We start from the raw sequence: 13,385 nt of genomic DNA on the forward strand, positions 1-13,385 counted from the left end.
TTACTCTCTATCCTATAATTGACTGATTCATAATTAATCCCGTCAACTGGTGAAACATAAAACACGAATCATGAATAATCTGCCGCTGCTGAATGACTTACGCGTCTTTATGCTGGTCGCCCGCCGCGCCGGTTTTGCCGCCGCTGCGCAAGAGCTCGGGGTTTCCCCGGCTTTTGTCAGCAAGCGCGTGTTGTTGCTGGAACAAACCCTTAGCGTCCAGCTGCTGCACCGTACCACCCGACGGGTGACAATCACTGAAGAGGGCGAGCGCATCTACGAGTGGGGGCAGCGCATTTTGCAGGATGTCGACCAGATGATGGATGAGCTCTCCGATGTGCGCCAGGTGGCACAGGGAACGCTGCGGATAATCAGCAGCTTTGGCTTTGGCCGCCGGATTGTCGCACCGGCGCTCTCCGAGCTGGCTCGTCAATACCCGCAGCTGGAGATCCGTTTTGACGTAGCTGACAGGCTGGTAGATTTAGCCAATGAAGGGGTCGATCTGGATATTCGCGTCGGCGATGACATCGCTCCTAACCTGATTGCCCGCCAGCTTGCTAACAACCATCGAATTCTCTGCGCCTCGCCGGAGTTTGTGGCTCGATATTCGCGACCAAAGCAGCTTAGCGATCTTGCCGCGCTGCCGTGTCTGGTGATCAAAGAGCGCGACCGGCCTTTTGGCGTCTGGCAGCTGCGCGACAAAGAGGGCGAGCACGCTATTAAGGTCACCGGACCGCTGTCGTCTAACCACGGCGAAATTGTTCATCAATGGTGTCTGGACGGGCAGGGGATTGCGCTGCGCTCGTGGTGGGACGTCAGTGAAAATATCGCCAGCGGCAATCTGCTGCATCTGCTGCCGGAGTACTATCAGCCTGCCAATATCTGGGCGGTATACGTGTCGCGGCTGGCGACCTCGGCAAAAATTCGTACTACCGTGGAGTTTTTACGCCACTACTTCCGTCAGCGCTTTCCGCAGCAGTACGGCGAGGCAAAATTGCCGACGGCGGGCGCCGTCGGCCGGGGGGATTAAACGCCGAGCCTGTCGCGCAGGCTGTAGTAGGCCGCGCCCATGGCGGTAAATGGAATGCGCAGGCTGCGCCCGCCGGGGAACGGATAGTGCGGCAGCTTCGCAAAGGCGTCGAAGCGTTCGGCGTCGCCGCGCAGCAGCTCCGAAATCAGCCGTCCGGCGAGGTGGGTACAGGTAACGCCGTGGCCGCTGTAGCCCTGCATATAATAGATATTGTTATCGAGGCGGCCAAACTGCGGCATCCTTGAGAGGGTCAGCAGGAAGTTGCCTGTCCAGCGATAGTCGATTTTCACCCCCTGCAGCTGCGGGAAGGTTTTCAGCAGCTTCGGCATAATCAGTCGCTCAACGTCGTCCGGATCGCGCGCGCCGTAAACCACGCCGCCGCCGTACAGCAGGCGGTTATCGGCGGTCAGGCGGTAGTAATCCAGCAGATAGTTACAATCTTCCACGCAGTAGTTTTTCGGGATCAGCGAGCGCGCCAGATCTTCGGACAGCGGCGCGGTGGTCACCACCTGGGTGCCGCAGGGCATGCTGCGCTTCGCCAGCTCCGGCTCGAGTTTATCACCGAGATAGGCGTTACCGGCGACGATGATGTAGCGGGCGGTCACCTGTCCGCGTTCGGTGGTCACCACCGCCGGGCTGGTGTGCTGAATGCAGGTGACCGGTGATTGCTCGTACACCCGGCCGCCGTTCAGACGAATGGCGTCCGCTTCGCCAATCGCCAGATTCAGCGGATGGATATGGCCGCCGCTGTGGTCCAGCAGGGCGCCGGTGTAGCGGTCGCTGTCAACTTCGCGCCGAATGGCGCTGGCATCCAGCAGCTCCAGCTGAGTATTGCCGTAGCGCTCCCAGTTGGCTTTCTGCTCTTCCAGGGTTTCCAGCTGCTTGTGATTCATCGCGACAAACAGCCCGCCGGGGCGATAGTCGCAGGCAATCTGATAGCGCTGGATGCGCTCGCGAATAATATCGCCGCCTTCAAACATCATGCTGCCGAGCATCCTGGCCGCATCCGGTCCGTAGGTTTTCTCGATAACGTCGATATCGCGGCTGTAGGAGTTAACTAACTGGCCGCCGTTGCGTCCGCTGGCGCCGAAGCCGATGCGCGCGCTTTCCAGCAGCACCACATCGTAGCCCATCTCGGCCAGATGCAGCGCCGAAGAGAGGCCGGTATAGCCGCCGCCGACGACGCAGACGTCGCAGCTGATCGATTCGTCCAGCGCCGGGAACGGTTCATAGCGGTTGGCGCTGGCGGCGTAATAGCTGGTGGTATGTTCGGTCATGATTAAGACTCCAGGGCAATCCAGATAGTTTTTAGTTCAGTGAATTTTTCCAGCGCGTGCAGCGACTTATCGCGCCCGTTGCCGCTCTGCTTGTAGCCGCCGAACGGCACGGTCATATCACCATCGTTATAGTTATTGACGAAGACGGAGCCAGCCTTCAGGCGGCGGCTGACGCGGTGAGCGCGGGAGAGATCGCGGGTCCAGACCGCCGCGCCGAGGCCGTAGCGGCTGTCGTTGGCCAGCGCCAGCGCCTGCTCTTCGGTTTTAAAGCGGGTCACCACCAGGACCGGGCCAAAAATCTCCTCCTGGCTGAGCGCAGAGGAGGGGTCGACATCGACGAAAATCGTCGGGCCGACCGCCGCGGGCCACGGGTTTTTACGCCCGTCGAGCAGCAGCGTGCTGTGCGCTTCGCCGGCGCGAATAAAGCTGTGGACGCTATCGGCGTGGCTGTTGTCGATCAGCATACCCATGGTGGTATTCGGGTCGAGCGGGTTGCCCGGCTGCCAGCTCCTGGCCTGTTCTTTTAACAGGTCGAGAAATCTGTCGGCGATGCTCTCTTCCAGCAGCAGACGGGTTCCGGCGATACAGACCTGGCCCTGGTTATAAAAAATACCGCCGGCGGTAGCGTTAACCGCTTTTTGCAGGTCCGGGCAGTCGGCAAAGACGATATTGGCGCTTTTACCGCCAGCCTCCAGCCAGACGCGCTTCATATTGCTGTCGCCCGCGTCCTTCAGCAGCTGCTTACCGGTGCGGGTGGAGCCGGTAAAGGTAATGACTTCCACATCCGGATGCTGCGCCAGCGCCTGACCGGCTTCATGACCGAAGCCGGTGACCACGTTGAATACGCCGTCCGGCAGTCCGGCCTCTTTTGCCAGTCCCGCCAGACGCAGAGCGGTAAGAGGCGATTTTTCCGACGGCTTCAGAACGACGCTATTGCCGGACGCCAGCGCCGGGCCAAGTTTCCAGCAGGCCAGCAGCAGCGGGAAGTTCCACGGCACGACCGCCGCGATCACGCCAATCGGTTCGCGGACGATCATCGCCAGTTCATTGCTGCCGGTAGGCGCGACTTCGCCGTACACTTTATCGATAGCTTCGGCATACCAGCGAATCGCACGGGCGGCGCCGGGCACATCATCGCGCAGGCTGTGGCGAATCGGTTTGCCGGTGTCCAGCGTTTCCAGCAGCGCCAGCTCTTCGCGATGAGCGTCCATCAGGTCGGCGAATTTATTCAGCACCGCTTTACGCTGCGCGGGAGATGCCTGGGACCAGTCGCCGCTGTCGAAAACGCTGCGGGCGGCCTGGACCGCGCGATCGACGTCGGCTTTTTTGCCGCGAGCCACTTCGGCGAGAGTCTCCTGCGCCGCCGGATCGACGGTGGCAAAAACGCTATTATCAGCGGCGGCGCTATATTCGCCGTTAATAAATAACCGCGTCTCAATAGCGAGATTTTTTGCTTTTTCTTGCCAGTAAGCCAGGTTGTGAAAATCCATCATGACTCCTTAATGACATAATCGGAAAAATATAAAAGGGGCTATTGCATACCTTCAGGGCGCAGGGCGTCCCCGGGGTTGAGCACCGTACTTATTGCCTGTTAACAGGCGTAAATTATCTGGGGCCAGCGGGAATAAGCATTTCCGCATCGCGCAAGGTGAACTGCGTTTTCTTCGCACCGCCGGAATAAACCTCCGGCGGCGCAGGCCTGAAGAAAGCCTGAGCAAATCTCAGGCTAAAAAATCAGAATGTGGTGGGCGTATGGGCGCTGATAATACGGCAGATACCCGCCGAGGTGTTGCTGAAGCTATGCGGTATGCCGGTGTTAATGGCATAGCTTTGCCCAGCCACCAGGTGATACGCCTGACCGTTAATGGTCAACACGACTTCACCCTCCAGTATGGTGCCTATCTCCTCACCCTGATGCTTGATCCTCTCTCCGGTTGTGGTTCCAGGCTGGTACGTTTCAAAAATCATCGCCAGCGTGCGGTTCGGGTTTCCATTGTGAACCAGCTTCATCGAGACCCCCTGACTGCCGATTTCAATCAGATCGTCCTGATTGATAACCACCTGAGGTTCAGCCGGTTTTTCTGGTTCAGAAAAGAACTCCGAGAGCGACAGCCCGTAGACTTTCAGCAGCTTTTGCAGCGTACTGATGGCAGGACTGACTTTGTCCTGTTCTATGGTGCTGATGGCACTATGTGTTAACCCAGACAGTTCGGCTGCACGACGCTGTGAAAGACCCAGCTGTTGGCGGATCTCTGACAGACGTTTCCCTGGCGCCAGTCCGTCATCGCTCATATTTGCATTTCCTTAACGGTAGTGGTCAGAGCCGCTGTTTTTCAGCAATATAGCTCTGACAGGCGGTGATAAAACCTTCAAACAACATCCGCGACAGGGCGTATTCGCTACTGTTCCATTCAGGATGCCACTGCACGCCGAGGGCGAAAGGATGGTCTTTAACGCTAACCGCTTCCGCCAGCCCGTCCGAAGAAAGCGCCTCTACGCGCAGCCGTGGACCCGTCGTTTTTGCTCCCTGTCCGTGTAACGAGTTTACCCAAAACGTGTTGCAGCCCGGTATTAACTGAGAAAGTAATCCTCCTTCCTGAACCTGAACTTCATGCGAGGGCGCATACTGTTGCTCTACGGGAAGCTCAGGGTCTTCGCGGTGCTCAAGAAGCTCAGGCTGCTCGAACAGACGACGATACAGAGTCCCGCCGGTGGCGACAACCAGTTCCTGTAGTCCGCGACAGATGGCGAAAATGGGGATGCGCCTTTCGAGCGCGGCGTCGATCAGCGCCATGCTCAGAAGATCACGCCCGGGATCGGCGTCAGGCTCATCGCCGTTTTCACCATAAAGGTGCGGCTGTACGTTGCTTGGGCTGCCAGGAAGATAAATGCCGTCCAGTTTAGGTAGCAGCGTAGCAAGCAGTTCCGGCTCGGCCAGCGCGTGCGGCAGGGCAATCGGCACGCCTCCGGCGTTAACAATCGCATTCAGGTACTTTTCTTGCAAAGTCTGGGTCTGGTGACCCTTAAGCCTGTTTCGACACATCACCACGCCAATAACTGGCTTGTACATTATATTTTCCATGATCGCCCTCACAAAGTGGACTAAATTATGACCGGTTTAGCGGGTAAAACGGCCATTTCGTTCAATATTTTCTCAATCTAGCAGTGGATATTGCCCTTTGCAAACTTAATTTAACATTTGACAAACAATTTGTTTGCATACACATTCGAATAGTGGACATTATATTTAACAGTGCCATTCAGGGTCTGAAACTAAAACAACGGCGGTGAATCATGGAAACCAATATCGTAGAAGTTGAGAATTTTGTTCAGCAGTCCGAAGAGAGACGGGTCAGCGCATTCACCTGGGAAGTGAAGCGCTACCTTGAGCGTTACCCCAATACGCAATACGTTGACGTCCTGCTGACCGATCTGAACGGCTGCTTCCGCGGTAAGCGGATCCCGGTCTCCGGCCTGAGCAAGCTGGAGAAAGGCTGCTATTTCCCGGCTTCGGTATTTGCGATGGATATTCTCGGTAACGTGGTTGAAGAGGCGGGTCTTGGCCAGGAGATGGGCGAACCGGATCGCACCTGCGTGCCGGTGCTGGGGACCTTAACGCCGTCGGCGGCTGACCCGGAATACATTGGTCAGGTTCTGCTGACCATGGTTGATGAAGATGGCGCTCCCTTTGACGTTGAGCCGCGGAACGTACTGAACCGACTCTGGCAGCAGCTGCGCCAGCGCGGACTGTTCCCCGTGGTAGCGGTAGAGCTGGAGTTCTATTTGCTTGACCGCAAGCGCGACGCTGAAGGTTACCTGCAGCCGCCGTGCGCGCCGGGAACCGGCGATCGCAATACCCAAAGCCAGGTTTACTCCGTCGACAACCTTAACCACTTTGCCGACGTACTAAGCGAAATTGATGAAATCGCCCAGCTTCAGCTCATTCCGGCCGACGGCGCGGTGGCGGAAGCCTCTCCGGGACAGTTTGAAATCAACCTTCATCATACCGATAACGTGCTCGATGCCTGCGATGATGCGCTGGCATTAAAACGTCTCGTGCGTTTAATGGCAGAGAAGCATAAGATGCACGCCACTTTTATGGCGAAGCCCTATGAAGAGCACGCCGGTAGCGGAATGCATATCCATATCAGCATGCAGAACAATAAGGGTGAGAACGTGCTGGCTGAGGCTAACGGCGAAGATTCGGCGATGTTAAAACGCGCGCTCGCCGGAATGATTGACCTGATGCCCGCGTCGATGGCGCTGCTGGCGCCGAACGTCAACTCGTATCGCCGCTTCCAGCCGGGAATGTATGTGCCGACCCAGGCATCGTGGGGGCATAACAACCGCACGGTGGCGCTGCGTATCCCGTGCGGCGATCGACAAAACCACCGCGTGGAGTACCGCGTGGCCGGGGCGGACGCCAACCCGTATCTGGTGATGGCGGCGATTTTCGCCGGCATCCTCCATGGTCTGGATAATCCGCTGCCGCTACAGGAAGAAGTAGAAGGTAACGGCCTTGAGCAGGAAGGGCTGCCGTTCCCGATTCGCCAGAGCGACGCCCTGTGGGAGTTTATGCAAAACGACCACCTGCGCGAGCGGCTTGGTGAACGTTTCTGCCATGTTTATCACGCCTGTAAGAATGACGAATTACTGCAGTTTGAGCGATTGATTACTGAAACGGAAATTGAGTGGATGTTGAAAAACGCCTGATTGCCGCCCCGCAAGGGGCACTCTGGTTTTAAATAGCATCATGCGGCCTGAGCGGAGCCTGGTCGGAGGTTTTTTGCTGGCAAGCCAGCCATTTCCCGGATGTCGCGTTAAGGAGCGCAGGCGGCAACGGGGCTTCAGTTAACGACACAGTGTGAACGAGGTAGGAAATGATGCAGATGTTTAAATATCCGCAGGGAGAAGGGGGCCGTCATGGCCGCATGGAATGCGCAGCCACCGCCGCTCGTCGGTTCTTTTTACCTTTTGATTTGCCATTAACCCCGTTGCGAAGCAGGTTGGTTTCCCGGTCTCTACGACCGCAAACCCAGGTTTGCAGCGGGGGAAATGGCCATGGCTATTAACACTTCTCTCGACACGACGTCTGAGGCGGGTAAACCGCGCCTGCGCAAATCGCTCAAGCTGTGGCAGGTGGTGATGATGGGCCTCGCCTATCTGACCCCGATGACGGTGTTTGATACCTTCGGCATCGTTTCCGGTATCAGCAACGGCCACGTTCCGGCCTCCTATCTACTGGCGCTGGCCGGCGTGCTGTTTACCGCCATTAGCTACGGCAAGCTGGTACGCCAGTTTCCCCAGGCGGGCTCAGCGTATACCTATGCGCAGAAGTCTATCAGCCCGCACGTTGGTTTTATGGTTGGCTGGTCATCGCTGCTGGATTATCTATTTTTACCGATGATCAACGTGCTGCTGGCGAAGATTTATCTTTCCGCGCTGTTTCCTGAAGTTCCACCGTGGGTGTGGGTGGTGACCTTTGTGGCGATTCTGACCGCGGCGAACCTGAAAAGCGTTAATCTGGTAGCGAACTTCAACACCCTGTTTGTGCTGGTGCAGATCTCGATTATGGTGGTCTTTATCGTGCTGGTGGTGCAGGGGCTGCATAAAGGGGAGGGCGTCGGTACCGTCTGGTCGCTTCAGCCGTTTATTAGCCAGAACGCGCACCTGATCCCGATTATTACCGGCGCGACGATAGTCTGCTTTTCGTTTCTCGGCTTTGATGCGGTCACTACGCTTTCCGAAGAGACGCCGGACGCCGCGCGGGTGATCCCGAAGGCTATCTTCCTCACCGCAGTCTACGGCGGGGTGATTTTTATCGCCGCATCCTTCTTTATGCAGCTCTTTTTCCCCGATATCAGCCGCTTTAAAGATCCGGACGCGGCGCTGCCGGAGATTGCTCTGTACGTCGGCGGCAAGCTGTTTCAGTCGATTTTCCTGTGCACAACCTTCGTCAATACGCTGGCTTCCGGCCTGGCGTCGCACGCCAGCGTTTCACGACTGCTGTACGTCATGGGCCGCGATAACGTTTTCCCGGAGCGTATTTTTGGCTATGTCCATCCGAAGTGGCGGACTCCCGCGCTGAACGTCATCATGGTCGGGATTGTCGCGCTGTCGGCGCTGTTCTTCGACCTGGTCACCGCCACGGCGCTGATTAACTTTGGCGCGCTGGTGGCGTTTACCTTCGTCAACCTGTCGGTGTTTAACCACTTCTGGCGGCGTAAAGGCTTAAATAAAACGTGGAAAGATCGTTTTCACTATCTGCTGCTGCCGATGGTCGGCGCGCTGACGGTGGGGGTGCTGTGGATTAATCTGGAAGCGACATCGCTGACGCTCGGTCTGATATGGGCGGGGTTGGGGTTACTCTATCTGACTTATCTGACCCGCCGTTTCCGTAAGCCGCCGCCGCAGTTTGACGGCGCCAAAGCGGAACAGGTCTGGGAATCGTAACGATTATTGAATCACAGGCAAAGGCAGGCAATTAAGCCTGCCTTCTTTTTGGTCATTATTCGTTGAAAATCAGGGAACTCAGGAGAGACTGCAGGTAAGAATAGTTCAGCGGTTTTATTTCTTTGTCTTATGAGTTGGCAGTTGGGCTGAGCGCCGTTCCCGGATATAGGAACCCAGGCTGTAGACGGCGACTCCCAGCAAAACTACCGCGACGATAAAGAGCAGGATACCTGACATAAATTAACCTAATGTTATGTTTAACATGGAGAAAAAATACCGTGATATCGGAGCAATAGCATCGGGATATTTCTTAAAGATGATGCGATGAGAGAAACCAGAATGGACTGCCAGTGAAGTTCTTAACCAATTATTTACATGAATAAAGGTTAAGTGTAAAGCGGATTTTTGGTGGAAAATTAACCGATGGCGTGTTGGTTTAAACGAACTTACTGACGCGCTAACGGCGTGCTGGTCGTGCCGTCGGGCGTAGACGGTCTCTGTCTTCTGGCGGCGCCGTTACGGAGTCGCCGCCGCCGTCAGCATTACAAATTCCCCGTACCGCCATCAACCAACAGCTCCGTACCGACCACATAGCTGGACTCATCTGACGCCAGGTACAGGGCGGCCTTAGCCAGCTCCTGCGGGGTGCCCATCCGCCCCAGCGGAACCAGCTCCTCGATTTCCGCCTGTAGGTTTACCAGCGCCTCGGCGCTGAGACCGAGTTTATCCAGCGCCGGAGTGCGTACCGGGCCAGGGCTCAGGCCATTAACCCGAATGCCGCGCGACAGCAGCTCGCCGGACAGCGTACGAGCCAGCGACAATAGCCCGGCTTTGCTGGCTGCGTAGGCGCTGCTGGTCGGTAAACCAATATGGGCGCTCACGGAGCCGCAGAGGATCACCGAGGCCGGATTTGCCAGCAGCGGCAGCAGCGCCTGTAGCAAGAAGAAGGGACCCTTCAGGTTGATGTTCATCAGACGATCCCAGTCCCCTTCCTGCCATTCACCAAACCGACCGTGGGTCACGTCTCCGGCATTGATAAATACCGCATCCAGCCGCGGCCAGCGCGCGGACAGCGTTTCTGCCAGCTGACGCTGCCCATTGATATCGCCGGCATCGGCGGCGATAACCCAGGCTTGTTCTCCGAGTAGGGATTGAGCTTGTTCAAGCGCGGCAGAACTGCGCCCGGTGACGGCAACCTGTGCGCCCTCGGCGAGAAATTCCTGTGCGGTGGCAAGACCGATGCCGCTGGTGCCCCCGGTTATTAAGCTATATTTACCTGCTAAACGCCCCATTTTTGCACTCCCTCTGTTCGACTGGAAAAGCCACTATAGATACATTAGTATCCAAAAGGTACCAGGTACCAAATGGATACTAATGAACAAAGAGGTGTGCTATGGCGCAAACCGCGGCGCAGGCAGCGCAAAAAAATTTACCGCAAGACCCTTGTCCGATGACCGATTTCGTTAATTTGATCGCCGGAAAATGGGCGATTCCGATCCTCTACCGGCTGATTGTACTTAACGCGCCGGTGCGTTTTGGCGAACTGCAGCGCGCGGTATCACCGATCGCGCAAAAAGAGCTCACCCGCCAGCTGCGCCTGTTTGAACAGCGCGGGCTGGTCTCGCGTCAGGTCTATGCGGAAATACCGCCGAAGGTGGAATACCAGATAACCGAACTGGGGCTATCGATGCGCGACGCGCTGCAGCCGCTGGCGGAGTGGATGCGGCAATACGGGAAACTCTTAAAACGTTAGAGAAATCGTCTATTTAACCGGTTTGCGAGCCATTGCGCGGAAAAGTGTCATAAATTTGTCACAATGAAGGCGATGATTATCAACGACTGAGGATTAAGGGATGAAAAAAAGTCTACTTGCTGCCGCTGTGGCTGGCGTTGTCTTACTGTCCGCCGGTGCCCAGGCGCAGGAACAGGCTACACCTGAGGGGTATCAGCTCCAGCAGGTGCTGATCATGAGCCGCCATAACCTGCGCGCGCCGCTGGCGAACAACGGCAGCGTGCTGGAGCAATCAACGCCGAAGTCCTGGCCGGAGTGGGATGTTCCCGGCGGGCAGTTGACGACCAAAGGCGGGGTGCTGGAAGTCTATATGGGGCACTACATGCGCGAATGGCTGGCGCAGCAGGGTCTGGTGACCAGCGGTGAATGTCCGCCGGAGAACGCTGTCTATGCTTATGCCAATAGCCTGCAGCGCACCGTCGCTACCGCGCAGTTCTTCATTACCGGCGCGTTTCCCGGCTGCGGCGTGACCGTGCATCATCAGGAAAAAATGGGCACCATGGACCCGACCTTTAATCCGGTGATCACCGACGATTCCGCCGCCTTTAGCGAAAAGGCCGTGCAGGCGATGGAGAAAGAGCGTCAGGGAATGCAGCTGAGCGAAAGCTACAAGCTGCTGGAGGAGATGACGGATTACCGCAATTCTCCTTCCTGCAAAGAAAAACAGCAGTGCTCGCTGAGCGACGGGAAAGATACTTTTAGCGCTAAATATCAGCAGGAGCCTGGCGTATCTGGCCCGCTTAAGGTGGGCAACTCGCTGGTTGACGCCTTTACGCTGCAATATTATGAAGGTTTCCCTAAAGACCAGGTGGCGTGGGGGGAAATTAAAAGCGATAAGCAGTGGCAGGTACTGTCGAAGCTGAAAAACGGCTATCAGGATAGCCTGTTTACCTCTCCTGAAGTGGCGCGTAACGTTGCTAAACCGCTGGTGAAATATATTGATAACGCGCTGGTGGGCGATGCGGCAAAGGCGGCGAAAGTGACGCTGCTGGTCGGGCATGACTCCAATATCGCCTCGCTGCTGACGGCGATGGATTTTAAACCTTATCAGCTGCAGAACCAGTACGAGCGTACGCCAATCGGCGGTAAACTGGTCTTCCAGCGCTGGCATGATAACAACGGTAATCGGGATCTGATGAAGATTGAGTACGTTTATCAAAGTACCGAGCAGTTGCGCAATGCCGATGCGTTAACCCTGCAGTCGCCGCCGCAGCGGGTGACGCTGGCGCTGAACGGTTGTCCGGTTGATGACAACGGTTTCTGCCCGATGGATACCTTCAAAAAAGCGATGGCTGAGGCCACGAAGTAACAAAGCATAAAAAACCCGGAGCAATCCGGGTCTTGCGGCCGATGTTTAGCCTGGCCTTGTAGTCCGGACAGGCGCAATGCGCAGCCTCCGGGAAGCTTATGCAATAACTCCCGGAGGCGGTACTGTCCGGGCTACACGTTCTTGCGTTCGATGGTTTGTTCGCCCCAGAACAGGGAGTCTTTATCCGTTTTGGCGAAGGCGCGGGGCAGAACCTCATCGCTGCCTTCTTCCCAGATTTTCTCCGCCAGCTTTTCATCGTAATTGGCTAATTCAAAAATTGCCTCGGCGATTTCGGGAGAAGTATTGCGCAGGCTGGCCCATTCACCCACGCGGTGCGTTTTTGCTTCTTGATTTGCCATACTTTTCCTCCTGCTTAACCGTGTAATTTAACCGCCAGACCCGCGACGTGTTGCCCCTGATAGCGGGCAATCGCTAATTCTTCTTCGCTTGGCTGACGCGAACCGTCGCCGCCGGCAATGGTGGTGGCGCCGTATGGCGTGCCGCCGCGAACCTGTGAGACATCAAACAGCTCCTGGGCGCCGTAACCAATCGGCACAATAATCATCCCGTGGTGGGCAAGAGTCGTCCAGGTTGAGGTGATGGTTTGTTCCTGGCCGCCGCCGGTACCGGTTGAGCTGAAAACGCTGGCCAGCTTGCCGTAGAGTGCGCCGGATGCCCACAGGCCGCCGGTCTGATCGAGGAAGGTGCGCATTTGTCCGGACATGTTGCCAAATCGGGTAGGAGTGCCAAAGATGATGGCGTCATACTCTGCCAGCTCCTGCGGCGTAGCAACGGGGGCGTTTTGCGTTTTCCCGCCTGCTTTAGCAAAAACTTCTGCCTGCATGGTTTCCGGCACGCGCTTCACGACCACTTCAACGCCATCTACTTTGTTGGCTCCTTCGGCGACGGCATGCGCCATGGTCTCGATGTGTCCGTACATTGAATAATAAAGCACCAGAATCTTAGCCATTTGCATCACTCCTCGGTTGCGTTATGAACCAGCCAATCGGCTGGCTACCTTTAAAGATAAGACCTCTGGCGAAGAGTGCAAATGCAACAATCATTTGTTTGATTTATAACAAAATTGCAAACATCGACGTCTGTAGCAAAAAGATACATCTTAAGTCGCGCCATTTAAGCCAGTCATAAGAGTCGCTTAGCTCAAGCCTGGCGTAACAGCGGCGGTTCTTATGCCAAATCTATTTCAGGATGTGACTATATCCATACATGAAGTTTTTCCTCCGCTAACCTTAAAGGCACGCGATACGAAATTCGTCTCGCGGGGGCTAAGGCCTCTTGTTTCACCTAATGCAGCATGATGTCTAACCTAAATGGAGGTCAGTAATGGCAAACCATCGTGGCGGTGCCGGCAACTTTGCCGAAGACCGTGAAAGAGCATCAGAAGCAGGTCGTAAAGGTGGCCAGCATAGCGGGGGGAACTTTAAAAACGATCCTCAACGCGCTTCCGAAGCTGGCAAAAAAGGGGGAAAAAACAGTCACGGCAGCCGCGATAGCTAGCGCCGTCCT

The 13,385-nt window shown here is 56.2% G+C and carries 14 protein-coding genes; 6 read left to right on the top strand and 8 right to left on the bottom strand.

Annotation, left to right across the window (positions count from 1 at the left end; all coding sequences use genetic code 11):
* The first annotated feature begins 49 nt into the window (after positions 1-49).
* A complete protein-coding gene (locus GJ746_RS09740; protein ID WP_195908817.1) occupies positions 50-1,027 on the top strand; it encodes a LysR substrate-binding domain-containing protein in 978 nt (325 codons plus the stop codon).
* Here GJ746_RS09740 and GJ746_RS09745 read toward each other — a convergent pair.
* The 4 genes from GJ746_RS09745 to puuD form a co-directional block, all read right to left on the bottom strand.
* Complete coding sequence (locus GJ746_RS09745) at positions 1,024-2,304, bottom strand: NAD(P)/FAD-dependent oxidoreductase (protein ID WP_154680007.1); 1,281 nt, start codon at positions 2,302-2,304, stop codon at positions 1,024-1,026. The two genes, GJ746_RS09740 and GJ746_RS09745, sit on opposite strands and share 4 nt — an antisense overlap.
* Positions 2,305-2,306: 2 nt before the next feature.
* The gene (gene puuC / locus GJ746_RS09750; RefSeq protein WP_154682684.1) at positions 2,307-3,794 is read right to left on the bottom strand and encodes an aldehyde dehydrogenase PuuC; all 1,488 of its coding nucleotides are present in this window, start codon (positions 3,792-3,794) and stop codon (positions 2,307-2,309) included.
* A gap of 244 nt (positions 3,795-4,038) precedes the next feature.
* Positions 4,039-4,596 (bottom strand): HTH-type transcriptional regulator PuuR, encoded by a 558-nt coding sequence (gene puuR, locus GJ746_RS09755; protein WP_004849766.1) that lies wholly within the window; start codon positions 4,594-4,596, stop codon positions 4,039-4,041.
* Between the two features lie 25 nt (positions 4,597-4,621).
* Complete coding sequence (gene puuD / locus GJ746_RS09760; RefSeq protein ID WP_195908818.1) at positions 4,622-5,374, bottom strand: gamma-glutamyl-gamma-aminobutyrate hydrolase; 753 nt, start codon at positions 5,372-5,374, stop codon at positions 4,622-4,624.
* Between the two features lie 224 nt (positions 5,375-5,598).
* Between puuD and GJ746_RS09765 the strand changes: the two genes are divergently transcribed.
* A complete protein-coding gene (locus GJ746_RS09765; protein ID WP_154680009.1) occupies positions 5,599-7,017 on the top strand; it encodes a glutamine synthetase family protein in 1,419 nt (472 codons plus the stop codon).
* A 348-nt stretch (positions 7,018-7,365) separates the two neighbouring features.
* Entirely contained in the window at positions 7,366-8,757 is a 1,392-nt protein-coding gene (locus GJ746_RS09770) for an APC family permease (RefSeq protein WP_154680010.1), read from the top strand.
* Between the two features lie 114 nt (positions 8,758-8,871).
* Here GJ746_RS09770 and GJ746_RS09775 read toward each other — a convergent pair whose 3' ends face one another.
* A complete protein-coding gene (locus tag GJ746_RS09775) occupies positions 8,872-8,994 on the bottom strand; it encodes a small membrane protein (RefSeq protein WP_154680011.1) in 123 nt (40 codons plus the stop codon).
* A 305-nt stretch (positions 8,995-9,299) separates the two neighbouring features.
* Positions 9,300-10,049: an SDR family oxidoreductase gene (locus tag GJ746_RS09780; RefSeq protein ID WP_154680012.1), complete on the bottom strand. Its 750-nt coding sequence runs from the start codon at positions 10,047-10,049 to the stop codon at positions 9,300-9,302.
* A gap of 101 nt (positions 10,050-10,150) precedes the next feature.
* On the opposite strand from GJ746_RS09780, the gene GJ746_RS09785 reads away from it, so the two are divergent.
* Together GJ746_RS09785 and agp are read left to right on the top strand one after the other, a co-directional pair.
* Positions 10,151-10,510 carry a winged helix-turn-helix transcriptional regulator gene (locus GJ746_RS09785; RefSeq protein WP_154680013.1) on the top strand — a complete coding sequence of 120 codons (360 nt, stop codon included), beginning with the start codon at positions 10,151-10,153 and terminating at the stop codon, positions 10,508-10,510.
* 100 nt (positions 10,511-10,610) lie between these two features.
* Positions 10,611-11,858, top strand: coding sequence for a bifunctional glucose-1-phosphatase/inositol phosphatase (gene agp / locus GJ746_RS09790; RefSeq protein WP_154680014.1), 1,248 nt, complete (start codon positions 10,611-10,613; stop codon positions 11,856-11,858).
* Positions 11,859-11,989: 131 nt separating this feature from the next.
* Here agp and GJ746_RS09795 read toward each other — a convergent pair whose 3' ends face one another.
* Together GJ746_RS09795 and wrbA are read right to left on the bottom strand one after the other, a co-directional pair.
* Positions 11,990-12,217: a YccJ family protein gene (locus GJ746_RS09795; protein WP_154680015.1), complete on the bottom strand. Its 228-nt coding sequence runs from the start codon at positions 12,215-12,217 to the stop codon at positions 11,990-11,992.
* Between the two features lie 14 nt (positions 12,218-12,231).
* The gene (wrbA, locus tag GJ746_RS09800; RefSeq protein ID WP_004100968.1) at positions 12,232-12,828 is read right to left on the bottom strand and encodes an NAD(P)H:quinone oxidoreductase; all 597 of its coding nucleotides are present in this window, start codon (positions 12,826-12,828) and stop codon (positions 12,232-12,234) included.
* Between the two features lie 374 nt (positions 12,829-13,202).
* Here wrbA and GJ746_RS09805 point away from each other — a divergent pair, with 374 nt between their 5' ends.
* Positions 13,203-13,376, top strand: coding sequence for a general stress protein (locus tag GJ746_RS09805; protein ID WP_154680016.1), 174 nt, complete (start codon positions 13,203-13,205; stop codon positions 13,374-13,376).
* The last annotated feature ends 9 nt before the right edge of the window (positions 13,377-13,385 follow it).

It is taken from the genome of Klebsiella oxytoca (assembly GCF_009707385.1).
GTDB classification, from domain to species: domain Bacteria; phylum Pseudomonadota; class Gammaproteobacteria; order Enterobacterales; family Enterobacteriaceae; genus Klebsiella; species Klebsiella oxytoca_C.